Here is a 26,026-nt window from a genome sequence, read left to right as displayed (position 1 = left end):
CATGAAAAATATATATCGTACATTTATCGCTGTGTCGCTGGCGGCGGGATTCGTTTCGTGTGCCTCGTTCCTCGATGAGCAGCCCGTCAGCGAAGTCCCGGCCAACCAGATGTGGTCTTCCTCGCGCGATGCGAAGGCCGGGGTCAGCCAGATTTACAGCTATTTCCGCACGGCGATGCGTGCGAACTACTTCTACTGGGGCGAGTTCCGTTCGGACGATTTCGAACCGGGTTCTTCGTCGGCGGCCACGCAGCAGCGCGTGATGGAAAACCAGCTCACCACGGACCTCGATTGCGCCGACTGGTCCGACCTGTACACGGTCATCAACCAGGCCAACCTCTGTATCAAGTACCTGCCCAAGGTCGACATGCCCTCGGTGACGGACCAGAACGACCTGTTGGGACAGGCCTATGCCATGCGGGCGCTGGCCTATTTCTACGCCGTGCGCCTGTGGGGCGACGTGCCCCTGTTCACCGAGCCGAACGAAAAGTTCAGCGACGACATCTACCGCGAGCGCACCGACAAGGACTACATTCTGCGCGAGGTGATTCTCGAGGATCTCCGGAAGGCCGAGTCGCTGATCGACCGGACGGGAAACAAGGAGCGCAAGCGTATCTCGATCTACGGCGTGTGGGCGATCATGGCCGACGTCTACATGTGGCTGGGCGAGTATAACCTCGCGGACCAGACCATCGAGAAGATGAAGGGCGACGCGACCTTCATGGCGCTCGAAACCGATATCAACACCTGGAAGAAGATGTTCACCGAAGAGCTCAACAACAAGGCGTCGGACAACACGCCCGAAAACGACGAGTATTCGACCAAGGAGTTCATCTTCGTCGTGCATTTCAACATGGACGAGGTGGGTGCCAACGGATACAGCTACATGTACCAGTGGTTCACCGGTTCGGGCAACCGTGCCGCCGTGGTCTCGGAAGTGCTGCGCAACAAGTACGATGCGGCCGACCTGCGCCTGCCGCTGGTGGCCGTGGAATACCAGTCGGGCTGGGAGATGCGCAAGTACATATCGGGCACTATCTCCTCGACGCTGAACAAGACCTGCGAAATCGGTTACCCGATCTACCGCTATTCGGACATGATCCTGCTGCAGGCCGAGGCACAGGCCCGCCAGAGCAAGTGGGAGGAGGCGCTCGACCTGATCAAACCCATCCGTACCCGTGCCGGGCTCGAAACGCCTACGGCCGACGATTTCGGTACCGAGGACCAGATCGTGGACTTCATCCTCGACGAGCGGCAGCGCGAGCTTATCGGCGAGGGACGCCGCTGGTTCGACCTGGTGCGCACGGGCCGCTGGAAAACGGTCATGGGTCCCATCAACGGCTGCCAGGAGGACGGCAACGAGCTTCTGCCGATCAACTATTCGCTCATAGACCACAATCCGAAGCTGGTGCAGAACAGCTATTATGCGACAACCGAATAAATCCGTAAATCCAAACGAGTCATGTGTAAGAATATATTTGCAAAGATTGCATGTTTTGCGGTGCTCCTGCTGGCGGCGGGATGCGACGACATGAAGCTGCAGACCGATGCCGAATACAACGGTTCGGTGCTCGACCCCCATATCAATATGACGGCATGGGAGTATTTCGAGTCCCGCAGCGATATTTTCAGCGATTTCATGACGGCCATCGACCACGCCGGCATGAGGGATTACTACACGCAGACCGGGCATGAGTACACGTTCCTGGCGCTGACCAATACGGCTATCAGTTCGTTCGTGAACTCCTACGGCACCTATACGAGCATTACCGAAGTGCCCGCGGAGGATGTGAAGAATCTGCTGCTCTACCATATCGTCGACGGCCGTTACAGCGGGTACGGCGAACTGCAGGTCGAAGCGATGTTCGTGCTGACGCTGCGCCGGGGCGAGCAGGGCCTGATGACGATGCTCACCCGCAAGAATCCCTGGATGGCCGACGCCGGCGCCATCATCGTGAACGACACGGGGACCAATGGCAACTCTCCCCTGCGTCATGCCGTCAGCTCGAATATCATGCCCACCAACGGGGTGATCCATGTCTTCGACAACTACTGCTACTACAAGAAATAAGACGGAGGTGAATCTTTAAAACAGGAAAATGCCATGAACAAAAGATTATTGATAAGTTTACTTGCGGGATGGTGCCTCGCCCTGTCGCTTGCCGGATGCAAGGACGACGACGAGACGATAGATCCCTCCTCGGCCGAGCCCGTCATCACGTTCGTGTACGACGAACTGGATGCGGACCTCAATCTGGTCGACAACCTGCCGGTCGTTGCGGTCATCAAGTCCGAAGCCGGGCTGAAGAGCGTGGCGCTCAGTATCCTCACTTCGGAGGGCGAGACGGTTCCCGTCACGACCGTGACCGAATTTTTCAACGACAAGAGTTACAGTCTCGCGGAGGAGGTGGAGTATGAGGCGGACTACACCGAGGCCGTGATCGAGGCCGTCGACAAACTCGACCGCCGGGTGAAGTCCTCCATGCCGATCTCCGTGACGGATATCGTCGAGGCGCCGTCCATTACGTTCGATCCCGCTTCCATCGAGTACGACGAGAGGGACCAGGTGGATATGCCCGCCACGGGTATCACGGTGACGACTTCGGCCCTGCTGGCCTCCGTCGAGCTCACCCGTGTGAAGACCACCGGACAGGTGGACTATGCGTCCGTTTCCTTTGATCCGGATGAGGATGCCAGGAGCACGTGGACCTACAACGAGGTCATTCCCTACGACGAGTTCGACACGGGGCTGAAGGTGAGGGCCGTGGACAGCTACGGACAGGTGACTATCCAGACCCTCCCCGTGCACTATACGACCGTGGCTCCTCCCGTCCTGACTTTCGCGCAGAGCACCATCATCGCCGACAAGGACGAGCAGAAGGCCGTGGAGGTGCAGATCGAATCGGAGGGCGGCCTGGCGAAGGTCGAGCTTTACCGGCTGGAAGGCTCGAACGAGGAGCGGATCAAATCGACGGATTATTCGAACGAGACCTCCGTGGCCTATGCCGAGACCATGACCTTCACCAATAAGACGACGGGTGTCAAGGTGGTAGCCACCGACCGGCTGGGCCGTTCGGCGACGGCGACGGCCGACGCTCTGGTCAACCTCTACTATGTGCAGAATATTCTGGTCAATACGGCTCCGGCCAACGACGGTGTGGACGGCGGCAACCGCATGCTGTCGATCAGCGACCGGAAATCCTATTCGGTACAGGCCTGCTTCGACGATCCTTCGTTGCAGTCGCATATCGACGTGGCGGTTTACTACATGACCGGAAACGCTAATCTGATCCGTATCTACGATATCGCCAAGAACCCCAAACCGAAGGAGTATTCCGCTGCCGGGGGAAATCTCCAGAATTTCACGGTGAAGAATGCCACGACGTTCGCCAAGTCGAGCCTCAATTTCGAGAGCGCCACGGCCGCCGATATCCAGGCGATCGACCCCTCTTCGGTTATCTCCACTGTCATGCAGGGAGGCGAGGATATGGTCGGAAGCGTGTGGGTCGTGAAGCTGGCCCCGACCTCTCCCGCCGCCGGCAAGGTCGCGTTGCTGAAGCTCGTTTCGGTCGGCGAACCGAGCGGAACGAACAAGAACGCACGAACCTTTACCTTCGCCGTCAAACTCCCCAAGGAGTAGGCGTCTGAAACGGAACGGAAATCCTACGGTGTAAAGCCCGGAAGGATTTCCGTTTTTTTTGCTACTTTTGAAACAGACAGAGACTTTTTTGAGTATGAAATTGTTCCGATTATTGTGCGTGGCGGCCCTGGCCACCTCGATGGGCGTCTCCGCCCAGAACGGCAAGAAGATCTATGCCGATTACCACGGCGTGCGTTATACGCGTGCCCACGACGGCAAGCTGGGGCGCTGGGAGATGCACGCCGACACCCGCAAGTCGAAGACCGGACGCGGGACGATCTGTCGCAACGCCGATTTCATGGACACGACCGGACGGCACGACATCGCGGCCGTGGCCTATCCGCGGGTGGGTATGCAGTCGAATCTCGATCCGGATTACCTCGAATACCAGATACTTTCGGCCAAGGCGGCCGGCATCGACGGCTTCTTCATCGAATGGGGGTTCATCGGCCATGAAAACGACGCGCTGCTCAAGGCCATGCAGACCGTGGCGGCGAAGTACGGTTTCGAGGTCGGCGTGAACTGGTGCGACGGCTGGCTTTACTACGACTGGATCACCCGCATGCACCCCGAGATCGACACCCGCGAAGCGAAGACCGACTACTATGCCGTGTGCTATCAGTATCTGGCGGACCATGTCCTGTCGGGCGCTACGGCCCCGACGGTGAACGGTCGCCCCGTTTTCTACCTGTTCGGGCCCGGCGCCAAACCGGCCGAATATGCGTCGGCGGCTTCGAAACTCCGTCTGCCGGAGGGGATGGAGCGGCCGGCCGTGCTGCGCCGCTGGGCCGAGTGGGGCCGGCTCGAAAACGACCGCTACGTCCCCGTCCGCTGGAGCGAGGAGATCGAGTCGTGGAAACGGCTGGGCATGATTCCTACGGCGTGGCTTCCGGCCCGCGTGCGCGGTATGGATGCCGGACATCCCCGTTGGGACCATTATGCCGAACCGGACGATCTGATCGAGTTCATGAAACCTTTCCGCGATTCGGTGTGGATGAGTTCCGACCCGGATTATGTTGTGAAGTCGGGTTTCGTGATGCCCGGGATGGACAACAGCGGATGCGCCGGGTGGGGCGGGCAGCACTACTATTATATCCCGAGGGCTGACGGCGCCACTTACGAACGTATGTGGGAATTCAACATGGCTTCGAAGGACAGTCTCGACATGGTGTTCATCGCTTCGTGGAGCGACTACACGGAAGGACACGAGATCGAACCGACGGTGGAGAACGGGGACCGGGAGTTGCGCACGACGCTGAAATATGCCGCCGAGTTCAAGCAGATTCCCGCCGATACGTCGGGTCTCCTGCTGCCGGAGAAGTTGTTCGGGCTGCGCAAGCGGAGCGAATTTCTCGCCGCGGCCCGCCGCAAGACGGCCGATGCCGACGCACTGCTGGACGATGCGGCCCGGCTGATCTCGCAACGGGAATATGCCCGGGCCGGGGAGCGGCTCGCCGAGGCGGAAGCTGCTGTCGGAACATTGGAAAAGGGGCTCAAAACCCGGACCATCGACGTCCCCGTTTCGCAGCTTCGTTTCAGCCAGGATGCTTCGGCCGGCGAGTGGAGCGCCGATCCCGAACTGAAGGTCTATCTGCCCGAGAACGTTACGCGCGAACTGATCGCGGCGCGTACCCACCGGGGGTATCTCGAATTCGAATACCTGGATTGGGAGGTCAACGGCAGCTATTGTTTCATCTATTCGCGTACGGAGCGCCAGCCGAAGGACCGTTTCGCCACGGTGGCAAAGTTCAAGACCGACGGTTCGAAGCAGTGGAAGAGGGTGCGTGTGGAACTCGCGCCGGAAAACGTGCTCTATACCACGGCTCCCGGGTTTACGCTCATGTTCAAGGGGCCGGTGGAGGTGCGCGATCTCAGTTTCCATTATACACTGGTGCGGTAATCCCGCCGCCGTACTCTGTCCCGGAAAGACGGCTCCTGGCGGAGGGAGGCTCCGCAGGGGAGGGGTGTGCCGCGTCCGTTGCGGGGCGGGAGGAGTGTCCGGGCGCAGCAGAGGATAGTATATGCTGATTTTTTTGAATGACGGTTATGAAATATTCGAGATTGTTTCTCTTTTTGGCATGGATACTGGCCGCAGGTACGGTCGATGCCCGTGTGAAATATACGATTAACGAGGCCTGGCGCTTCACGAAGGGCTCGCCTTACCAGGCGTTCCTGCCTTCGGCCGACGACTCCCGCTGGGAGACGGTCGATATTCCGCATACATGGAACGCGCAGGATGCCGATGACGACGAGCCGGGCTTCTACCGCGGTCCCGCCTGGTACCGCAAACGGATCACCCTGCCGGCCGATGCCGCCTCGAAGCAGGTGTACCTCTGTTTCGAAGGGGCCAACCAGGTGGTGCGCCTCTATGTCAACGGCCATTTCGCCGGCGAACACCGGGGCGGTTACACCCGTTTCCTGTTCGATATCACGAAGTTCGCCGTTCCGGGCGGGGAGAACCTGCTGGCGGTGGAGGTGGATAACGCCCATGATCCGAACATTCCGCCGCTTTCCGCCGACTTCACCTTTTTCGGCGGCATCTACCGCGACGTGAGTGTGCTGCTGACCGACAAGGTACATATTGCGCCGACCGACTATGCCTCGTCGGGCGTCTACCTGACCACGCCCGAAGTCTCCGCGCAGCATGCTTCGGTGGAGCTGCGCGCACTGGTGACCAACTGCGGGGAACGGTCCGCCCGGGTACGGGTCGAACATCTCGTCCTTTCGCCCGGGGGACAGGAGGCGGCCCGGGTGCAGGAGACCGTGGAGCTGGCGCCCGGTGCGTCGGAGGTGCCGGTGCGGTGCACGGTCGGGATCGACTCGCCGCAGCTCTGGGACATCGACTCGCCGAATCTTTACCGGGTCTTCACGCGGATTGTGGACGAAGACGGACGGGTGCTGGACGAGGTGTCGAATCCGCTGGGCCTCCGCTGGTTCTCGTTCGATCCCGACCGGGGCTTTTCGCTCAACGGCCGTCCGCGCAAACTGGCCGGCACATGCCGCCACCAGGATTACCTGGGCCGAGGGTGGGCGCTGACCGACGGGATGCACGAGCGCGACATTCTCCTGCTGAAACGGATGGGAGGCAATTTCCTGCGCGTGTCGCACTATCCGCAGGACCCCGTGGTGATGGAGATGTGCGACCGTTTGGGGATCGTCGCCTCGGTCGAGATTCCTCTGGTCAACGCCATCACCGAAACGGATGAATTCCTCGAAAATTCGGTGGAGATGGCCCGTGAGATGATCCGGCAGGATTTCAACCATCCTTCGGTGATGATCTGGGCCTACATGAACGAAATCCTGCTCCGCGAACCCTATACGGATTCGGTCCGCAGGGCCGCCTATTACGAGACGCTCGAACGGGTCGCCTCGACGCTGGAGAAGACCGTGCGCGGGGAGGACCCGGCCCGCTACACGATGATGGCCTATCACAATGCGCCGGACAGGTACGCCGCGGCCAATCTGACCCGCATCCCGATGATCCAGGGGTGGAACCTCTACCAGGGGTGGTACGAGCCGGACATCACCGAGTTCGAACGCATTCTGGACCGGCTCTACGCACAGTATCCCGACAAGGTGCTGATGGTCACCGAATACGGTGCCGACGTGGACCAGCGCGTCCATTCGTTTGCCCCCGAGCAGTTCGACTTTTCGCAGGAGTACGGTCTCGCGTACCACCGGCACTACATGCGGCAGATGCGGCAGCGTCCCTTCGTGGCGGGTTCGTCGGTCTGGAACCTGAACAGTTTCTATTCCGAACCGCGGGCCGACATCGTGCCGCATGTCAATAACAAGGGGATCACGGGGCTCGACCGGGAGCTGAAAGATTCGTACCTGTATTACCGCACACTGCTCGATGCGACGCCCCGGTTGACGATCGGCAACCGGGAGTGGATCAACCGCGGCGGGGCGGACGACGGCGGGGGACGCTGCGTGCAGCCCGTACCGGTCTTCACCAACCGTCCGCAGGTGACCCTGTGGGTCAACGGCCGCAAGGTGGGGACGAAACGCCCCGACGACGGCGTCGCGTTTTTCGATGTTCCCTTTACGGACGGGGAGAACCGGCTCGTGGCGAAGGCCGGGACGCTGACCGATGCACTGACGGTGGATTTCCGTCTGGCGCAGGCGTCGCCCGGAACGTTCACCGAACTGAACGTGATGCTCGGTTCCCCGCGCTATTTCGACGACCGGACGGCCGGTCTGTGCTGGATACCCGAGCAGCCCTACGTTCCGGGCAGCTGGGGATATGTCGGGGGCGAAGCCCTGCGCCGTTCCGGAACGGGATGGCTCGGTACGGCCACCGACATTCTCGGCACGGAGAACAATGCCGTGTTCCAGACACAGCGGGTCGGCATCGAATCGTTCCGGGCCGATGTCCCGGACGGGTGTTACTCCCTCTATCTCTGCTGGGCCGAACTGGATGCCGTGGAGAAGCGCGAGGCGCTGGCCTACAACCTGGGGGCCGATGACGTGCAGCGGGCTTACAAGGGCCGCCGTTTCGACGTCTCGGTGAACGGGACGAAGGTGCTCGAAAACTTCTCGATCGCTTCCGAAGCCGGATTCGCCCGGGCCCTCGTCCGCAAGGTCGAGGTGATCGTCCGCGACGGACAGGGAATCCGGGTCGATTTCGGCCGCATCGAGGGAGAGCCCGTACTGAACGCCATCCGCATCTATCGCAACTACTGATTCGCTGTTAACCGACTATTGACCTGAATATTTGTTTTTTATGAATCGTATGACTTTTCTGTGGACCGGAGCCCTGCTCGCGCTCGCGGCCTGTGCCGATGAGAATGCCGACGGAGCCTCCGGCGGGACGGGACACGGCGACCGGCCCGAATATACCTATACTGCGGTCGAATACCGCAAAAAACAGAACGGCGGTTTTCAGGCCTGGACGACGGCCGATTCGCGGGAGACGCGGACGATCGGAGGAATGAACTGGTTCTCTCCGGTCGCAGCACATGTCGAAACGGCCTGGGGCGGCCGCCTCGACTACGAACAGCCGGTTTCGGTGGTCGGTACCGAAGGGTTTTTCCGTATCGGCAAGTCGGGCGGACGCTGGTATTTCCTCGACCCGGACGGCGGGGCCGCGATCCTGCACGGCACACAGCACGTGCGTCCCGGCACCTCCGACGAGCATGTCGCGGCTTTCGGCTCCGAATTCGGCAGCGATGCCGCATGGAGCGCCGAAACGGGCCGACTGCTCGCCTCCTGCGGGTTCAATTACGTCTCCTACGGATCGAACCGCATCGAACGCTTTCCGGAGGAGGTGCGAGACAACCTGCTTTCGCCCGGCCGGCGGAAGATGGCCTATGCCGAGAACCTCTACCTGCTGAGGACGTTCATGTGGGACATGTCCGAAAATCTGGGCTACGCTTTCGAAGACGGTACGTACAACCGGCTGGTCCTGGCTTTCGAGCCGACCTTCCAGGAGTACGTCGAGGATCTGGCCCGCGAGAAGTGCGCCCTGTTCGCCGGGGACAGGCACTTCGTCGGGTACTATCTCGACAACGAACTGCCCTTTGTCGCCTACCGGAATGCGAGCGACGTGGACGGCGTCGAACTGAAACACTTCCTCTCCCTGCCCGACCGGTACCGGGGGGCCCGGGAGTTCGCCGAGGCTTTCATGGCCCGGGAGGGAATCGCCTCGGAGAGCGACATCACGGAGGCGGACCGCGAAAGGTTCCGCGAGGCGGTCGCCGACCACTATTTCCGGGTGACGGCCGAAGCGGTGCGGCGGGCCGATCCGCAGCATCTGATCCTCGGCGTCCGGCTCCACGACTGGAGCAAATACACGCAGGGCATCGTACAGGCCTGCGCCCGGTATTGCGACGTGGTTTCGCTCAACTACTACGCCCGCTGGCAGCCCGAACCCGATTTCATGGCCGATCTGGCCGTGTGGTGCGGCGACAAGCCTTTCATCGTGACGGAGTTTTACGTCAAGGGGGCCGATGCCTCCTACAACGGGGCGGCCTATTCGAACCTCGAGGGGGGCGGCTGGCTGGTGCGCACGCAGCGTGACCGGGGCAGATTCTACCAGAACTTCTGCCTGCGTCTGCTCGAGACGCGCAACTGCGCCGGATGGATGCACTTCGAGTACGGCGACGGATACGGCGACGGTTCCGATTCGAACAAGGGGCTCGTGTCGGTCAAATACGAACCCTATACCGATTTCCTGGATGCAGTGAAAGAGCTCCACAACAATCTCTACGCGCTGGCTTCCTATTATGACAAGGCACCGGCCGACCGGTAGGGAACGGTCCGTATAATAAGGTGTGTCCGGCTCGTGCCGGACACACTTTTTCTTTTATCCGGATGGCCGGATGCGCAGAGGTGTCCGGGGGGGGATCAGTCGTCTTTTTTCCTTCTCTTGTCGCGGCGGGTGCGTGCCCTGCCCAGCAGGAAGCCGAGCGCGAAAGGCACTCCGAACAGGACGGCCAGCGCCAGTACGAGATAGAGCAATACGCTGCCCACGAGGCCCGGAAGCCCGTCCAGCACGTTCTGCACGGTGTCCCGTGCCGTCTGCCGGGCCTCCTGCATCAGGACTTCGCGCTGGGCGTCGACGAACCGCTGGAGCTCCGTGCGCTGGCGGTCGATGGCGGCGAAGGCATGGGCCATGCTTCCGTCGAGCGTGGCGATCAGTTCCGCGATCCGGGCGTTGAAGCCGGCCGCGAGCGTGTCGGCCAGCTGCGGGGAGTGTTCCAGAATGAGTACCATGCGGCTGAAATCTCCCGCCAGGCTGTCCAGTTGCATCGAGAGCCGGTCGCGGATGCTGTCTTGCTCCATGCGCAGGGCGATCAGGTCGGCCGTCCAGTCCACCCGGTCTCCGAACTGCCGGGCCGCCCCCGACATGCGGTCGCCCATGTCGGCGATCACCTCCTGTACGGAACCGACCGTCTTGACATAGTCCTGGTCGGAGATGCCCAGATGGCGCACCCATGCCAGCATCAGGTCGGGGGCCGCGAACCGCATCTGCTGCACGGGATGCGCGGCGGCATACTTTTCTGTGAATTCCGCCATTTCCGCCAGCCGGTCGGGGGCGAGCAGGCCCGCCGCCAGCGTGTCCATCTGGCTCAGCAACTCGTCGGATACCGTGCGGGCGATGCCGCTCCGGGGACCCAGCAGCAGGGAGTCGGGCGTGGCGGCCATGTAGTGCTGCATCTGCCGGCAGAGCACCCAGGTGTTGAGCAGGGCCACTTCCGGCACGCTCTGGTAGACGGCCGACGCACAGGCGGCCGTGGCGTTCATCTTCCAACGCAGGGCCTCGATCCGGATGGCCGGATCGGCGCTCCCTTCCGCAATGGAATCGGCGGCCCGGGCCACCCGGGAGATGAATTCCGCCCCGAAGGCGCGGGTCATGGTCCGGATGCTCAGGTCGCGTCCGGGCAGCGGCGTGCCCCCCGTGTCGACCGAGAAGCGAAACAGGGAGCAGCTGCCCAGCGTGAGGGCGCAGAGGATCAGAAACAGGCTTCGTATCATACGGCAAATGTAGTGGAATGCTTTCATCTTTGCAACCAGAGCAGGAAATATGCCGGAAATTGACGGCGAATCACTATCTTTGTTTCCAAAACAACCGTTTGCTATGATTAAAATCGGCGTTCTGCCTTTCAATCCCTTTCAGGAGAATACCTATGTCGTCTCCGATCATACGGGAGAGTGCGTGGTGATCGACGCGGGCAACTATTCGGCCCGCGAGGACAATGCCCTGACCAACTATATCCGGGAGAACGGGCTCACTCCCGTCCTGGCGCTCAATACCCACGGCCACGTGGATCACATCCTGGGCGTGGACTACGTGAAGCGTACGTTCGGCGTGCCGTTCGCCCTGCACGGCGACGACCGTTTCCTGGTCGAGTCGGCTCCGCAGCACGGGGCGATCTACGGATTCGACGTGAAGAGCGTGCCCGCGGCGGAGGTGGACCTGAAGGGGCGGGACGAGGTGACGTTCGGCGAAACCGCGCTGCGGGTGATCCATACGCCGGGCCATACGCCGGGCCATGTGGCCTTTTACGAGGAGGGGGAGAAAATCCTCTTCACGGGCGACACCCTCTTCCGCGAGAGCATCGGCCGTACGGACCTGCCGGGGGGCGATTACAGCTGGATCATGAAGAGTATTCTCGAGAAGCTGATTCCGCTGGGCGACGACGTGCGTTTCTATCCCGGCCACGGCCCGCAGAGCACGATCGGCCACGAGACGCTCTACAATCCATTCGTGGTGGAGGTCATCAACGGCGAAGTAAAGTGCTGAGGCCATGATGCGCATCGACATTCTGACCGTGGTGCCCGAGCTGCTCGCCAGTCCGCTGAACGAATCCATACTGAAGCGGGCGCAGCAGGCCGGGCAGGTGGAGATCGCGGTCCACAACCTGAGGGACTACACCTCCGACCGGCGCCGCACGGTGGACGACTATCCTTTCGGCGGCGAGGCGGGCATGGTGATGAAACCGGAGCCCATCTTTCTCTGCATCGAAAAGCTGAAGGGGGAGCGCGACTACGACGAGGTGATCTACACCTCGCCCGACGGCGTCACCTACGACCAGCACGAGGCCAACCGCCTCTCCACGCTGGGCAATATCATCATCCTCTGCGGCCACTACAAGGGGGTGGACTACCGGGTGAGGGAACACCTCATCACGCGGGAGATATCCATCGGCGACTATGTGCTCACGGGGGGCGAGCTGGCGGCGGCCATCATCACCGACAGCGTGGTGCGCCTGCTGCCGGGAGCCATCGGCGACGAGGCGTCGGCCCTGACCGACTGTTTCCAGGACAACCTGCTGGCGCCTCCCGTCTATACGCGTCCGGCCGAGTTCAACGGCTGGCGGGTGCCCGACGTGCTGCTGTCGGGCAATTTCGCGGAGATCGCCCGCTGGCAGGAGGAGACGGCGCTGGAACGCACCGAACGGCTGAGGCCCGACCTGCTGGAAAAATAGACGAACGAACCAAAGAAGAGACCGTATGAGATACTATCTGATTGCCGGCGAGGCCTCGGGAGACCTGCACGGGGCGAACCTGATGAAGGGGCTGTTGCGGCACGATCCGCAGGCGCAGTTCCGTTTCTGGGGCGGCGACAAGATGGCGGCCGTGGGCGGCGCCGGAAATCTGGCCCGGCACTACAAGACCGCTTCGTTCATGGGATTCGTGGAGGTGGTGATGAACCTGCCCACGATCCTCGGCCAGTTGCGTGAGTGCAAGGCCGACGTGGCCGCCTATGCCCCCGACGTGCTGATCCTGATTGACTATCCGGGCTTCAATTTCAAGATGGCGAAGTTCGCCCATCTGGCGGGTATTCCCACTTTCTACTATATCTCGCCCAAAGTGTGGGCGTGGAAGGAGTCGCGCGTGAAGCTGATCCGCAAGTACGTGGACAGGCTGTTCATCATCTTCCCCTTCGAGGTGGAGTATTTCCGCCGCCGGGGAATCGAGGCGATCTACGAGGGCAATCCCATCGAGGATGTGCTGGTGGAGCAGAAGCGTTCGATTCCCTCCCGCGAGGCGTTTCTTGCGGAAAACGGACTGGACGACCGTCCGATCGTGGCCCTGCTGGCCGGCAGCCGCAAGACCGAAATCCGGTACAACCTGCCCTTCATGGCGAAACTGGCGGCGGAGTTTCCCGGCTATCAGTTCGTGGTGGGGGGCGTATCGTGGCTCGACCGCAGCCTGTACGACGCCGTGCTGGGCGGGGAGAGTCCCGTGAAGTACGTCTGCGACAAGACCTACCCCCTGCTGGCCCATGCCGAGGCCGCCGTGGTGACCTCCGGGACGGCGACCCTGGAGACGGCCCTGCTGGGTACGCCCGAGTTCGTCTGCTACCGGGCCGGATCGGTGACCATCGCCATCGGGCGCCTGCTGATCCGTTCGATCCGCTACATTTCGCTGGTGAACCTGATTATGGACCGCGAGGTGGTGCGCGAGATGATACAGGGCGACATGGAGGTACGCCATGCCGCCGAAGAGCTGCGGGCCGTGCTGCCCGGAGGCGCCAAGCACGAGAAAATGCTCGCCGACTATGCCGCCCTGCGCGAGCGGGTAGGGGGACCGGGGGCATCCGACCGTTTCGCCGCCCGCATGGTGACCCTGCTGCGCGAACGCCTCGCCTCGTCCGAAACACCGAAAACCGAATAGAACCATGAAAATCATTTGTATCGGCAAAAATTACGTCGAACATATCCGGGAACTCGACCGCAATTCGAACATCCCTTCCGAACCGATCTTCTTCATGAAGCCGGACACGGCCCTGCTGCGCAACAACGAGCCGTTCTACCTGCCCGATTTCAGCCGCGACCTGCAGTACGAGACGGAGCTGGTGGTGCGTATCTGCCGGGTGGGCCGTACCATCGAAGAGCGCTTCGCGCACCGTTATTACGAGGAGGTGGGGCTCGGAATCGACTTCACGGCCCGCGACCTGCAGCGGGAGTGTGTCGCGAAGGGGCTGCCGTGGGAGGTGTGCAAGAGTTTTGACTATTCAGCCGCCCTTTCGCCCCGTTTCCTGCCGCTGGCCGGACTGGGCGGAGACGTGCAGCGGCTGCATTTCGACATGGAACTGAACGGAGAGCCCCGGCAGGCGGGCGACACCTCGAAAATGATCTTTACGGTGGACAGGATCGTCTCCTACGTCTCTCATTTCGTCACTCTCAAGATGGGCGACCTGATCTATACGGGGACTCCCGTGGGCGTGGGCAGGCTCTCTCCCGGCGACCGTATCACCGCATCGCTCGAAGGTGAGCGGCTGCTCGATATCGAGATACGATGAGCGGGGGACGGGAAAGGCGGGCCGTGGTGATCGGAGCCACTTCCGGCATCGGGCGCGAACTGGCCCGGTTGCTGGCGGCCGACGGATACCTGGTCGGGGTGACGGGCCGGCGGGCCGACCTGCTCGGAACGCTGCGGGCCGAATCGCCGGAGCGTTACGTGACGGCGGCGTTCGATGCTGCGGCATCCGATGCGGCGGAGCGTGTCGGGGCGTTGATCGACCGGATGGACGGGGTCGGTCTCGTGGTGCTCTGTGCCGGAACGGGTCACCTCAATCCGGAGCTCGACGCGGAACCGGAGCTCGAAACGGTGGCCTTGAACGTGGCGGCCTTCACGCGGCTGGCCGGTTTCGTCTATAACTATTTCGCCGGATGCGGAGGAGGTCACCTGGTGGCCGTCACTTCCGTGATGGGATTGCGGGGCAGCGGCCCGGCACCGGCCTATGCCGCTTCGAAAGCCTACCAGATCAACTATCTGGAGGGACTGCGCCAGCGGGCCTGCAAGCGGCGCGAACCGGTCGCGGTGACCGATGTCCGGCCCGGTTCGGTCGATACGGCCATGATGAAGGGCGAGGGCCATTTCTGGATCGCTTCACCCCGCCGGGCCGCCGAAGTCATTCTCCGGGCCGTCCGGCGCCGCAGGGCGGTGCAGTACGTCACGCCGCGCTGGCGGGCCGTGGGGCTGCTGCTGAGGGCGGTGCCCCGCGCATTGTACGAAAAAATGTGAGAAATAAACTATGTTGTTGCACGAAAAACTCAGAGACAAACGTCTGATTCTGGCGAGCCGGTCGCCCCGTCGCCGCGAACTGCTCTCCGGGGCCGGGCTGGAGTACCGGCTGGCAGGCGATTACGAGGTGGAGGAGCGGTATCCGGAGACCCTGCCCGCAGAGGAGGTGCCGGAATACCTGGCCCTGCTCAAGTCGCGCAGCTATCCGGAGGCGCTGGCCCCGGACGAGATACTGCTCACGGCCGATACGGTGGTGGTGCTCGGCGGGCGCATCCTCGGAAAGCCGCACGGCCGGGAGGAGGCCGTGGAGATGCTTTCGGCCCTGTCGGGCAGTCGGCACCGGGTGGTGTCGGGCGTGGCGATCCGCACGGCGGAGCGCTGCGAGCACTTTTCGGTGTCGACCGACGTGTGGTTCCGGCCGCTCGCGCGGGAGGAGATCGAATACTACATCGACACGTTCCGCCCCTTCGACAAGGCGGGTTCCTACGGCATACAGGAGTGGATCGGCTATGCGGCCATCGAGCGGATCGACGGGTCGTTCTACAACGTGATGGGGTTGCCGGTCCAGCAACTTTACGTGCGGCTCGGCCGTTTTTTGGAAAACAGATAAAAACGATACTGGCATGAAAACAAAGATGATGAAAATGTTGAGACGCTGCGGCCTTCTGCTGGTCGCCCTGGTGATGACGGTCCCTTCGCGCGCCGACGAGGGCATGTGGCTTCCCAGCCTGATCGGGGAGCGGATCAGGGATATGCGGCAGAAGGGTTTCCGCCTGACGGCCGAGGATATTTACAGCGTGAACCGCGCTTCGATGAAGGACGCCATCGTGCTTTTCGGCGGCGGATGCACGGGCGAACTGGTCTCCGCAGAGGGCCTGCTGCTGACCAACCACCATTGCGGTTACCGCCAGATCCAGCAGCACAGCAGCGTGGAGCACGATTATCTCACGAACGGCTTCTGGGCCATGAACCGGTCCGAGGAGCTGCCCAATCCGGGGCTGACCGTCGCGTTCCTCGTGCGGATGGACGACGTGACAGAGGCCGTGCTGGAGGGGGTGGCCGAAACCATGACTCCGGCCGAACGCGATACGCTGATTGCCCGCAACACCGCCCGCGTCATCGAACGGGCGACCGAGGGGACGCACTACACCGCGTCGGTCAAGCCGCTCTACTACGGCAACCAGTATTTCATCTACGTGACCGAGGTGTTCCCTGACGTGCGCCTGGTGGCGGCTCCGCCCTCGGCGATCGGCAAGTTCGGCGGCGATACCGACAACTGGATGTGGCCCCGTCACACGGGCGACTTCTCCGTCTTCCGCATCTATGCCGGCAAGGACAACAAACCGGCCCCCTACTCGAAGGAGAACGTGCCCTACCGTCCGAAGAGGCACTTCACGATCGCCACGGGCGGCGTGGAGGAGGGCGACTTCACCATGATCTACGGCTTTCCCGGCCGTACGCAGCAGTACGTGATCTCCGATGCGGTCGATTTCGTGCTGAACCGTTCGAATCCGCTCAAGATCGACCTGCGCACGCGCAGGCTCCGCATCTTCAACGAGGAGCAGGCCCGCGATGTCCGTACCCGCATCCAGTATGCCGCCAAGAACGCTTCGGTGGCCAATGCCTGGAAAAAGTGGCAGGGGGAGAGCAAGGGAATCGCCCGGCTCGGTACGATCGGGAAAAAGCAGCGGCAGGAGGCCGCTTTCGAGGCGTGGGCGGCTGACAAGCCCCGTTACCGCGACGTGCTGCCCCGGTTGAAAAAACTCTACCGTGAGCTGGACGAGAACGCCTTTGCGGTGGACTGTTTCAACGAGGGAATGGCCGGTATCGAACTGCCCGTCTTCACGGGACGGATCGCTCCCGGCACTCCGGTTTCCGTGATCCGGGAGCGGGCCGGGAAGTTCTACAAGGACTATTCGCCCGCGATCGACCGCCGGGTGGCCGCCGAACTCTTTACGGAGTACGTGAAGCGTCTGCCCGCCCGGTTCCTGCCCGATTCGCTGCGGCGTGAGATCGACGCGGCCGGAGGGGCGGCGGCCTATGTCGCTTCGGTGATGGAGCGTTCGCCCTTCGCCACGGCCGGGGGATACGAGGCGCTGAAGAGTGACAGTGCGGCGCTGATGAAGGCGCTGGCGGACGATCCCGCGGCGGCTCTCTACCGCCGGGCCCGGCAGGGAGTGGTCCCGGCCGGCCGGGAGGCGAAGAGGCTGAACGCCGAGATCACCGAGCTTTACAGGACCTACATGCAGGGATTGCGGGAGATGTCGCCGGAACAGGACTTCTACCCCGATGCCAACCTCACCCTGCGCGTGGCTTACGGGCATGTGGCCGGTTACAGTCCGCAGGATGCCGTGTGGCATGTGCCCTACACCACGCTGGAGGGGATCATGGAGAAGGACACGCCCGAAGTGTACGACTACAACGTGCCGCAGGGCCTTCGTGACCTCCATGCCGCGAAGGACTACGGCCGCTGGGCCGACCGTGACGGAGCGGTGCATGTGGCGTTCCTGGCCACGAACCACACCACGGGCGGCAACTCCGGCAGTCCGATCCTCGACCGCCGGGGACGGCTGGTGGGAATCAATTTCGACCGGACGTGGCTCAGCACCATGAGTGACATCGAGTTCGACCCCTCGGTGTGCCGCAACATCGCCGTGGATATCCGTTACGTGCTCTTTCTGATCGACCGGCTCGGCGGGGCGGGTTACCTGATAGAGGAGATGACACTCGAGAAATAACGCTCCGGCCGGGCATATTCCGGCCGGATTCATACCGGAGAGAGGATATGGAAAAGAAGGAGAAAAGGTCCCGGTTCATTACCGGGCGGGAGGAATCGGGATGGAAGGTGCTCTCCAGCGAGTACCTTTTCCGCCGTCCGTGGCTGACGGTGCGCCGGGAATGTCTGCAACTGCCCAACGGCAACCGCGTGCCGGAGTATTACGTGCTGGAGTATCCCGACTGGGTGAATACGATCGCCGTCACGCGCGAGGGGCAGTTCGTGATGATCCGCCAGTTCCGCAACGGACTGGGGGTGACGGCCTACGAACTTTGCGCCGGCGTGTGCGAGAAGGAGGACGCCTCGCCGCTGGTCTCGGCGCAGCGGGAGCTGTGGGAGGAGACGGGCTACGGCGGGGGACACTGGCGGGAGTTCATGACGATTTCGGCCAATCCCGGTTCGCAGAACAACCTGACCCACTGTTTTCTGGCTACGGATGTCGAGCGGATTTCCGATCAGCACCTCGAGGCGACCGAGTCGATCTCGGTCCATCTGCTCTCGCTCGACGAGGTGAAGGAGCTCCTGCTCGCCGACGCCATACCCCAGGCGCTGAACGCCGCCCCGCTCTGGAAGTACATGGCGGAGAACAAGCTGATGTAAGGGGCGGTTCCGTAAAGAGTCGCCGGAGGGCCTCTATACGATTTCGATGCCCGCCTTTCCGAGCAGTTCGACCCCCAGGTCCTTGAGCCGGAATTTCTGGATCTTGCCGCTGGCCGTCATCGGGAATTCGTCCACGAAGAAGATGTATTTCGGAATCTTGTACCGAGCGATGTTGCCCCGGCAGAAGAGCTGTACCTCCTCTTCGGTCATCTTCTCTCCTTTCTTCATCTTGATGAAGGCCCCCACCTGTTCCCCGTATTTCGGGGAGGGGATGCCCACCACCTCGACGTTCTCGATGCCGGGGATGTTGTGCAGGAAGTTCTCGATCTCCCGCGGATAGATGTTTTCCCCGCCCCGGATGATCATCTCCTTGATGCGGCCCGTGATGCGGAAATAACCCTCTTCGTCCATCACGCCCAGGTCGCCCGAGTGGAGGAATCCGTTCTCGTCGATCACGGCGGCCGTGGCCTCGGGGTTCTTGTAGTATCCCTTCATGATGTTGTAGCCCCGGCAGCACATTTCGCCCTGCACGCCCACGGGACACTCCCGGTTGGTCTCCGGGTCGAGCACCTTCACCTCCACATGGGGCAGATGGCGTCCGACGGTCGTGGCGCGGATTTCGGTCGATTCGCTCACCCGCGTGGCGGTCATGCCCGGCGAACTTTCCGTGAGACCGTAGACCGAGATCACCTTGCAGTGCATCCGTTCCATCACCTCGTTCATCGTCTCGATCGGACACACGGCCCCGGCCATGATGCCGGTGCGCAGGCTCGTCAGGTCGAACATGTCGAACATCGGGTGGTTCAACTCTGCGATGAACATGGTGGGCACGCCGTAGAGCAGCGTGCACCGCTCCTTGTGTACGGAGGCCAGCACCTTGAGCGGGTCGAAGTCCTCGACCATCACCATCGTGGCCCCGTGGGTGATGACGGCGCAGAGCGCCAGCACGCATCCGAAACAGTGGAACAGCGGTACGCATACCAGCAGTTTGTCGTCCTTCGTGTACTCCATGCACTCGCCGATGTCCCATCCGTTGTTGAGGATGTTGTGGTGGGTGAGCACCACACCCTTCGGAAACCCGGTGGTGCCCGAGGTGTACTGCATCATCAGCTCGTCGTGGGTGTCGATGCCGGCGTGTATCCGGCGCAGCTCGGCCGAATCGGTGTGGGCGCCGACCATGATGAGCTCGGCCGTGTTGTACATGCCCCGCTGCTTCTCCTGCCCGATGTAGACCACGTTGCGCAGTTCGGGGAACGTCTCGCTTTTCAGGTGGCCCCGCTCCTGGGTGCGCAGTTCCGGCACCAGGTCGTAGATCATTTGCACGTAGTCGCTGTCGCGGTAACCGTTCACCATGCACATCGTGTGAATGTCGGCGTTCTGCATGATATACTTCACCTCGGCCGACTTGTAGTTCGTGTTGACGGTCACCAGGACGGCGCCGATCTTCGAGGTGGCGAACATGAACGTGAGCCAGTCGGGCACGTTCTTGGCCCATACGCCCACCTTGTCGCCCTTTTTCACGCCGATCGAGAGCAGCCCCTTGGCCAGGTTGTCCACCCGTTCGTTGAATTCCGCGTAGCTGAAACGCAGCCCGCGGTCGGAATAGACCATGAATTCGTGGTCGGGCTGTGAGGCCGCCCAGCCTTCGAGCAGTCCGCCCAGCGTGTAGTCCTTCAGTTCCTGTTCCATAAAATTACGGTTTTCTACGAAGTCCAGTCCCGTGAATTTTCAATACGGAATATAGGTTACGGCCAGAACTTTCGCCTGCGTGTCCGGTTTTGCCGCCGAAATGCAGTGGGGCACGATCGAATCGTAGTAGATGCTGTCTCCCTCCTCCAGCGTGTAGGTGTCCGTGCCGTAGCGCAGTTCCACCTTTCCGCTCATCACGTAGATGAACTCCTCGCCCTCGTGCTGCGACTTCTTTTCCTCGTTTTCGGGAATCCACTCCACCTCGATGATGTAGGGCTCCATGTTGCGGTCGCTCTTGCCGGCGGCCAGGGCGTAGAAATTGAGGTTGCTGCGGTCTCCGGCGCTGTCGCACGAGAGGCTCACGGTGCGGGGCTTCTGTTCCTGCCTCTTGGAAAGGGCGGGCCCGGGGTGTTCCGCGCCGTCGAGCACGGTGCCCAGCCGCACGCCCATGCTGCGGCACAGTTTTATCAGACACGAGAGGGTGGGGATCACCTTCCCGTTTTCGATCAGTTCCACCTGCGAGGAGGCGATGCCGGCCGCTTTCGCCAGCTCTTCCTGCGAAAGGTTCGCCGCTTCTCTGAGCTGTTTGATCTTTACTCCTGTCGGTTCGGTCATGGCTGTGTGAATTTTTTGTTAAACAAAAGTACATGATCGCCGCTCCCGACGGCTCGAAATTTTGGTCGATTTTACGATGTCCAAATCCGTTATTAAGATTTTTTGCCGCCCGCGGAAATTTTTTTAACTTTGACCGATAAATTTGAACAAGATGAAAATTGCTGTCATAGGCGGAGGAAACATGGGCGGGGCGGTCGCTTCGGGTGCCGTTGCCGCGGGCGTGGTGGCCCCGGGCGATGTGGCCGTGTCGCACGCACGTCCCCTGCTGCTCGAAAACCTGAAAAAGCTGGGGGCGGAGATCGTCCTCACGAACGACAACCGCGAGGCGGTGAAGGGGGTCGACCTGGTGATCGCGGCCGTCAAGCCGTGGCTGATGGAGGGAGTGCTGGCCGAAATCGCTCCGGTGCTCGACCGCAGCCGCCAGGCCGTGGCTTCGGTGGCGGCGGGAATCTCTTTCGGCACGCTGGCGGATTATCTCCGCTGCGGGGAACTGGGGGCCGTGGGGCTCTACCGGGTCATTCCCAATACGGCCATCTCGCTGGGCGAGAGCATGACTTTCCTGGCCAAGGAGGGTACGTCGGCCGCGCAGGACGAGGCCATGCTGCGCCTGTTCGGGGCGCTGGGCCGGGTGACGGAGGTGACCGAAGAGCAGATGACGGGCTGCACGGCGCTGGCTTCGTGCGGCATCGCCTATATTTTCCGGTATATCGACGCGGCCGTGCGGGGCGGCGAACGGATGGGCATACCCCGCAGCGAGGGGCTTCCCATCGTGATGCAGACCGTGCGCGGGGCGCTGGCCATGCTGGAGCGCAACGGCACGCAGCCCCAGGCCGAGATCGACAAGGTGACCACCCCGGGCGGCATCACGCTCAAGGGGCTCGAAGCGATGGAGGGGGCCGGTTTTTCGGAGGCCGTCATCGCGGGTCTGCTGGCCAGTAAATAGAGAGCGGGTATGCGACAGTCCAATTATAGACGGATCGTGGTCAAGGTGGGCAGCAACGTGCTCACCCGGGCCGATGCCACGCTCGACGTGACGCGCATTTCGGCGCTGGTAGACCAGCTGGCCGAGCTGCACCGTGCCGGGGTGGAGGTGGTGCTGGTGTCGTCGGGAGCCGTGGCTTCCGGGCGGAGCGAGCTGAGGGGCCTTGCGCGGAAACTCGATTCCGTGTCGGCCCGCCAGCTCTTTTCGGCCGTGGGGCAGGCGAAACTGGTGAACCGCTACTACGACCTGTTCCGCGATCAGCAGATCGTCTGCGGCCAGGTGCTAACCACCAAGGAGAGCCTCTCCACGCGCGGGCACTACCTCAACCAGCGCAACTGTATGCGGGTGATGCTCGACCACGGGGTGATCCCGATCGTCAACGAGAACGACACGATTTCGGTGAGCGAGCTGATGTTCACCGACAACGACGAACTTTCCGGCATGATCTCCACCATGATGGGGGCCGAGGCGCTCATCATCCTGAGCAATATCGACGGGGTGTACAACGGCAATCCTGCCGATCCTGCCTCCTCGGTGATCCGCGAAATCCGCCCCGAGGAGCGCGACATTTCCGCCTACGTGCAGGCCCGGGGGTCGCAGTTCGGGCGGGGAGGGATGCTCACCAAGAGCCGTATCGCCGCCAAAGTGGCCGACGAGGGCGTGGAGGTGATCATCGCCAACGGTCGCCGGGACGGCATCCTCACCGATCTGGTGCTGGGCGGGGAGCAGGCCGCTGAGGTGGTCTGCACGCGCTATGTCCCTTCGTCGCACCCCATTCCGGCCGTGCGCAAATGGATCGCCCACTCCGAAGGGTTCGCCAAGGGTGAAATACACATCAACGAGGGGGCGCTCGAAGCGTTGCTGCAACCCAAGGCCACGAGCCTGCTGCCCGTGGGCGTGGAGCGGATCGAAGGGGATTTCGAGAAGGACGACATCGTCCGGATCGTGGCCCCGTCGGGCGAGGTGATCGGCGTGGGCCGCGTGTCGGCCGACAGCGCCCGGGCCCGCCAGTCGGCCGGCCGCAAGGGAGGCAGGCCCCTCATACATTACGATTATCTCTATCTGGAATAGGAACGGGACCTTCGGGGCCCCATAACGGACGATGCGATGAATCTGAACCCGATATTCGAAAGTGCCCGCGAGGCGGGCCGGAAACTGAACCTGCTCTCTGCGGAAAAAAAGGATGCCGTGCTGCGGGCCGTGGCCGACGAGGCCGAGGCACGCACGGAGGAGCTGCTCGCCGCCAACCGGCGCGACCTGGAGCGGATGGACCCGGCCGATCCCATGTACGACCGGCTGAAACTGACGGCCGCACGGATCGCGGGAATCGCCGCCGACATGCGCAATGTGGCTTCGCTTCCCTCGCCGCTGGGCGAGGTGCTCGGACGGACGACCCGCCCCAACGGCATGACCATCGAGAAGGTGCGCGTGCCCTTCGGCGTGGTGGGGGTGATCTACGAGGCGCGTCCCAACGTCAGTTTCGACGTTTTCGGGCTCTGCTTCAAAACGGGCAACGCCTCCGTGCTCAAAGGAGGACATGACGCCCGCTGCTCCAACGAGGCGATCGTGGGGCTGATCCGCGGCGTGCTCTCCCGTGAGGGGATCGACCCCGCGGCGGCGACGCTTCTTCCTGCCGACCGGGAGGCTACGGCGGCCCTGCTCGGGGCGCAGGGGTACGTGGACCTGCTGATTCCCCGGGGAAGTTCTTCGCTGATCCGCTACGTGCGGGAGAATGCCCGGATTCCGGTGATCGAGACCGGTGCGGGTATCTGCCACACCTATTTCGACCGGGCCGGCGATACGGAAAAGGGCGCGCGGATCGTCTGCAACGCCAAGACGCGCCGCGTGAGTGTCTGCAATGCGCTCGACTGTCTGATCGTCCATGCCGACCGCCTGGGCGACCTGCCGGCCCTGTGCGGGGCGATGGCGGACAGGAACGTGATCGTCTATGCCGATCCCCGGGCTTATGACGCGCTGGAGGGGCATTATCCCGGCCGCCTGCTGGAACATGCCACGCAGGAGAGTTTCGGCACGGAATTCCTTGACTACAAGATGGCCGTGCGCACGGTGGATTCGCTGGAGGAGGCGCTGGAGCACATCGGGCGCTATTCGTCGGGACACAGCGAGGCGATTGTCACCGAGGACGGGGAGGCCGCACGGGAGTTCCGTCTGCGGGTGGATGCCGCCTGCGTCTATGTCAACGTCTCGACCGCCTTTACGGACGGAGCCCAGTTCGGGCTGGGGGCCGAAATCGGTATCAGCACCCAGAAGCTCCATGCCCGAGGGCCGATGGCTCTGGCCGAGCTCACCAGTTACAAGTATCTGATTACGGGCGACGGGCAGACGCGGGAGTGACGGGCCGGTCCGTCACTCTTCCGGAGAGCCGTTGCGTGCCGTTTTTTGCGAAAATCGGCCGGGGAGGGTACACCGCGTCGTGAAAAACGCTACATTTGCGGCCGGAACAGTTTCTTTACTCCGCATGAAAGCTCTGATGACCATCGGCCTGCTGGTCGTTTCGAATATCTTTATGACCTTTGCGTGGTACGGCCACTTGAAGTTCCGTACGATGAAGTGGTTCGACGCCCTGCCGCTGATCGGCGTGATCGTCATCAGTTGGGGAATCGCCTTTTTCGAATACTGTTTCCAGGTGCCTGCCAACCGGATCGGTTTCCGTGAGAACGGAGGACCCTTTTCGCTGATCGAACTCAAGGTGTTGCAGGAGGTGATCTCCCTGTCGGTCTTCACCCTCTTTGCCGTCGTGGTGTTCCGCACCGAGACGTTTCGGCTCAATCACCTGATTTCATTCGGTTTTCTGATTCTGGCCGTCTTTTTCGCCTTCAAAAAGTAACGGGGGAGAGGAGACCTCTCCTTTCTTATTCCCGTCCGGGATGGGGGAATTGCTGTCCGGACCGCGAAAAGGTACCGTTATAAATCGGGTGTGACCGTCGCCGGTGAAGGGTGTCCGGAGAAATCGGTTTCCTCTGTTCCGTTCAGAAAAACAGGACGGGCGGAGATGCGGTGCAATACATTGTGGGTCTGTGCGATAAGGAGGGACGGGCGGGCAGGAAACGGAACGGTTCCGGAAAAAATCCGGAAAAAAGTTTGCGGTTCCGTGATTTTGTCTTATATTTGTACTCGTTACAAATTTAAAAACAATGCAATTGAAGGATACGACGGAACGGGCGATGCGCTACCTCGCGGAAAACGGGGTGAAGCCTTCGGTGCAGCGGGTGGCGGTCATGGAATACCTCCTGACCCACAAGACGCATCCTACGGCGGACGAGATCTTCTCGGCGCTCTATCCCCGGATACCGACCCTCTCGCGCACGACGGTCTACAATACGCTGAACCGTCTGGCCGAACAGGGGGCGATCCTTTCGCTGGACATCGATCGGGAAAAGACCCGCTACGACGGGGACACCTTTTTCCACGGCCATTTCCTGTGCCGCAGGTGCGGGAAGATTGAGGACATTCCCGTCGGGAATCCGGGCTATGTGAGGGAGATGGTTCCGGCGGGCACCCGTGTGACGGATATTCAGTTGCTGTACAAGGGGCTCTGCGCCGAGTGTGGCAAAAAGAACGATAACTAACTCAATTTAATCGGTAAAGCTATGAAAAAATTCAGATGTACGGTTTGCGGTTACATTCACGAAGGTGACGCCGCTCCCGAGAAGTGTCCCCAGTGCGGTGTGCCCGCGTCGAAATTCGTAGAGGTGGAGGAGACCGAAGGTGCCCTGACCTTCGTGGACGAGCATGTGATCGGCGTGGCCAAAGGCGTGGATGCCGAGGTGCTGGAGGGTCTGAAGGCCCACTTCACCGGTGAGTGCACCGAGGTCGGTATGTATCTGGCCATGAGCCGTCAGGCCGATCGTGAAGGGTATCCCGAAGTGGCCGAGGCTTTCAAGCGTTACGCCTGGGAAGAGGCCGAACATGCCGCCAAGTTCGCCGAGCTGCTGGGCGAGGTGGTTTGGGATACCAAGACCAACCTCAAGAAGCGTATGGAGGCTGAGGCCGGTGCCTGCGAGGACAAGAAGCGGATCGCCACGCTGGCCAAGAAGCTCAATCTGGACGCTATCCACGACACCGTGCACGAGATGTGCAAGGACGAGGCCCGTCACGGTAAAGGTTTCGAGGGACTGTACAACCGTTATTTCAAGTAGCGTTTTTCCGCCGGCCGTACTCCGGCGCAGACGCTGCAAGAAGGGGCCGTCGATGCCCCGCGAGAGATTCACCCCAGCCGCTTAGC

Annotated in this window: 23 protein-coding genes; 20 read left to right on the top strand and 3 right to left on the bottom strand. The window is 61.9% G+C overall.

What is annotated here, in order from left to right; all coding sequences use genetic code 11:
- The first annotated feature begins 1 nt into the window (after position 1).
- The 6 genes from INF32_RS06080 (at position 2) to INF32_RS06055 (ending at position 9,893) form a co-directional block, all read left to right on the top strand.
- Positions 2 to 1,441: a RagB/SusD family nutrient uptake outer membrane protein gene (locus INF32_RS06080; RefSeq protein WP_226387467.1), complete on the top strand. Its 1,440-nt coding sequence runs from the start codon at positions 2 to 4 to the stop codon at positions 1,439 to 1,441.
- A gap of 21 nt (positions 1,442 to 1,462) precedes the next feature.
- Positions 1,463 to 2,071, top strand: coding sequence for a fasciclin domain-containing protein (locus INF32_RS06075; protein WP_226387466.1), 609 nt, complete (start codon positions 1,463 to 1,465; stop codon positions 2,069 to 2,071).
- 33 nt (positions 2,072 to 2,104) lie between these two features.
- Positions 2,105 to 3,640, top strand: coding sequence for a hypothetical protein (locus INF32_RS06070; protein WP_226387465.1), 1,536 nt, complete (start codon positions 2,105 to 2,107; stop codon positions 3,638 to 3,640).
- Between the two features lie 100 nt (positions 3,641 to 3,740).
- Positions 3,741 to 5,540: a glycoside hydrolase family 71/99-like protein gene (locus INF32_RS06065; RefSeq protein WP_394368332.1), complete on the top strand. Its 1,800-nt coding sequence runs from the start codon at positions 3,741 to 3,743 to the stop codon at positions 5,538 to 5,540.
- 146 nt (positions 5,541 to 5,686) lie between these two features.
- Positions 5,687 to 8,326: a glycoside hydrolase family 2 TIM barrel-domain containing protein gene (locus INF32_RS06060; protein WP_226387463.1), complete on the top strand. Its 2,640-nt coding sequence runs from the start codon at positions 5,687 to 5,689 to the stop codon at positions 8,324 to 8,326.
- 40 nt (positions 8,327 to 8,366) lie between these two features.
- The gene (locus INF32_RS06055) at positions 8,367 to 9,893 is read left to right on the top strand and encodes a hypothetical protein (RefSeq protein ID WP_226387462.1); all 1,527 of its coding nucleotides are present in this window, start codon (positions 8,367 to 8,369) and stop codon (positions 9,891 to 9,893) included.
- Between the two features lie 95 nt (positions 9,894 to 9,988).
- Here the strand turns inward: INF32_RS06055 and INF32_RS06050 are convergent, their stop codons facing one another.
- Positions 9,989 to 11,119, bottom strand: coding sequence for a hypothetical protein (locus tag INF32_RS06050; RefSeq protein WP_226387461.1), 1,131 nt, complete (start codon positions 11,117 to 11,119; stop codon positions 9,989 to 9,991).
- Between the two features lie 106 nt (positions 11,120 to 11,225).
- On the opposite strand from INF32_RS06050, the gene INF32_RS06045 reads away from it, so the two are divergent.
- The 8 genes from INF32_RS06045 to INF32_RS06010 are packed head-to-tail and all read left to right on the top strand — an operon-like array spanning position 11,226 to position 18,494.
- Complete coding sequence (locus tag INF32_RS06045) at positions 11,226 to 11,888, top strand: MBL fold metallo-hydrolase (RefSeq protein WP_226388117.1); 663 nt, start codon at positions 11,226 to 11,228, stop codon at positions 11,886 to 11,888.
- A gap of 7 nt (positions 11,889 to 11,895) precedes the next feature.
- On the top strand, positions 11,896 to 12,573 hold the full coding sequence (gene trmD, locus INF32_RS06040) for a tRNA (guanosine(37)-N1)-methyltransferase TrmD (RefSeq protein ID WP_226388116.1): 678 nt from the start codon (positions 11,896 to 11,898) through the stop codon (positions 12,571 to 12,573).
- Between the two features lie 25 nt (positions 12,574 to 12,598).
- On the top strand, positions 12,599 to 13,765 hold the full coding sequence (lpxB, locus tag INF32_RS06035; RefSeq protein WP_226387460.1) for a lipid-A-disaccharide synthase: 1,167 nt from the start codon (positions 12,599 to 12,601) through the stop codon (positions 13,763 to 13,765).
- A 4-nt stretch (positions 13,766 to 13,769) separates the two neighbouring features.
- The gene (locus INF32_RS06030) at positions 13,770 to 14,393 is read left to right on the top strand and encodes a fumarylacetoacetate hydrolase family protein (RefSeq protein ID WP_226387459.1); all 624 of its coding nucleotides are present in this window, start codon (positions 13,770 to 13,772) and stop codon (positions 14,391 to 14,393) included.
- Entirely contained in the window at positions 14,390 to 15,118 is a 729-nt protein-coding gene (locus tag INF32_RS06025) for an SDR family NAD(P)-dependent oxidoreductase (protein ID WP_226387458.1), read from the top strand. Before INF32_RS06030 ends, INF32_RS06025 begins: the two co-directional genes overlap by 4 nt.
- Before the next feature lie 10 nt (positions 15,119 to 15,128).
- Positions 15,129 to 15,728 (top strand): Maf family nucleotide pyrophosphatase, encoded by a 600-nt coding sequence (locus tag INF32_RS06020; protein ID WP_226387457.1) that lies wholly within the window; start codon positions 15,129 to 15,131, stop codon positions 15,726 to 15,728.
- A gap of 34 nt (positions 15,729 to 15,762) precedes the next feature.
- Positions 15,763 to 17,856 (top strand): S46 family peptidase, encoded by a 2,094-nt coding sequence (locus INF32_RS06015; RefSeq protein WP_394368331.1) that lies wholly within the window; start codon positions 15,763 to 15,765, stop codon positions 17,854 to 17,856.
- A 47-nt stretch (positions 17,857 to 17,903) separates the two neighbouring features.
- On the top strand, positions 17,904 to 18,494 hold the full coding sequence (locus INF32_RS06010; RefSeq protein WP_226387455.1) for an NUDIX hydrolase: 591 nt from the start codon (positions 17,904 to 17,906) through the stop codon (positions 18,492 to 18,494).
- A 33-nt stretch (positions 18,495 to 18,527) separates the two neighbouring features.
- Here the strand turns inward: INF32_RS06010 and INF32_RS06005 are convergent, their stop codons facing one another.
- Positions 18,528 to 20,183 (bottom strand): AMP-binding protein, encoded by a 1,656-nt coding sequence (locus INF32_RS06005; protein WP_226387454.1) that lies wholly within the window; start codon positions 20,181 to 20,183, stop codon positions 18,528 to 18,530.
- Positions 20,184 to 20,222: 39 nt separating this feature from the next.
- Positions 20,223 to 20,798: a helix-turn-helix domain-containing protein gene (locus tag INF32_RS06000; RefSeq protein ID WP_226387453.1), complete on the bottom strand. Its 576-nt coding sequence runs from the start codon at positions 20,796 to 20,798 to the stop codon at positions 20,223 to 20,225.
- A gap of 151 nt (positions 20,799 to 20,949) precedes the next feature.
- Between INF32_RS06000 and INF32_RS05995 the strand changes: the two genes are divergently transcribed.
- The 6 genes from INF32_RS05995 (at position 20,950) to INF32_RS05970 (ending at position 25,940) form a co-directional block, all read left to right on the top strand.
- Positions 20,950 to 21,741 carry a pyrroline-5-carboxylate reductase family protein gene (locus tag INF32_RS05995; RefSeq protein ID WP_226387452.1) on the top strand — a complete coding sequence of 264 codons (792 nt, stop codon included), beginning with the start codon at positions 20,950 to 20,952 and terminating at the stop codon, positions 21,739 to 21,741.
- Positions 21,742 to 21,750: 9 nt separating this feature from the next.
- Complete coding sequence (gene proB / locus INF32_RS05990; protein ID WP_226387451.1) at positions 21,751 to 22,851, top strand: glutamate 5-kinase; 1,101 nt, start codon at positions 21,751 to 21,753, stop codon at positions 22,849 to 22,851.
- A gap of 36 nt (positions 22,852 to 22,887) precedes the next feature.
- Positions 22,888 to 24,135: a glutamate-5-semialdehyde dehydrogenase gene (locus INF32_RS05985; protein ID WP_226387450.1), complete on the top strand. Its 1,248-nt coding sequence runs from the start codon at positions 22,888 to 22,890 to the stop codon at positions 24,133 to 24,135.
- Positions 24,136 to 24,259: 124 nt separating this feature from the next.
- Positions 24,260 to 24,628, top strand: a complete 369-nt coding sequence (locus INF32_RS05980) for a DMT family protein (protein ID WP_226387449.1) — start codon at positions 24,260 to 24,262, stop codon at positions 24,626 to 24,628.
- A gap of 337 nt (positions 24,629 to 24,965) precedes the next feature.
- Positions 24,966 to 25,370 (top strand): Fur family transcriptional regulator, encoded by a 405-nt coding sequence (locus tag INF32_RS05975; protein ID WP_226388115.1) that lies wholly within the window; start codon positions 24,966 to 24,968, stop codon positions 25,368 to 25,370.
- 21 nt (positions 25,371 to 25,391) lie between these two features.
- The gene (locus tag INF32_RS05970; RefSeq protein ID WP_226387448.1) at positions 25,392 to 25,940 is read left to right on the top strand and encodes an NADH peroxidase; all 549 of its coding nucleotides are present in this window, start codon (positions 25,392 to 25,394) and stop codon (positions 25,938 to 25,940) included.
- The last annotated feature ends 86 nt before the right edge of the window (positions 25,941 to 26,026 follow it).

Origin of the sequence: Gallalistipes aquisgranensis (assembly GCF_014982715.1) — a bacterium.
GTDB classification, from domain to species: domain Bacteria; phylum Bacteroidota; class Bacteroidia; order Bacteroidales; family Rikenellaceae; genus Gallalistipes; species Gallalistipes aquisgranensis.
Note: the sequence above shows the minus strand (reverse complement) of the source record. Positions and strands in the feature narration are given on the sequence as shown.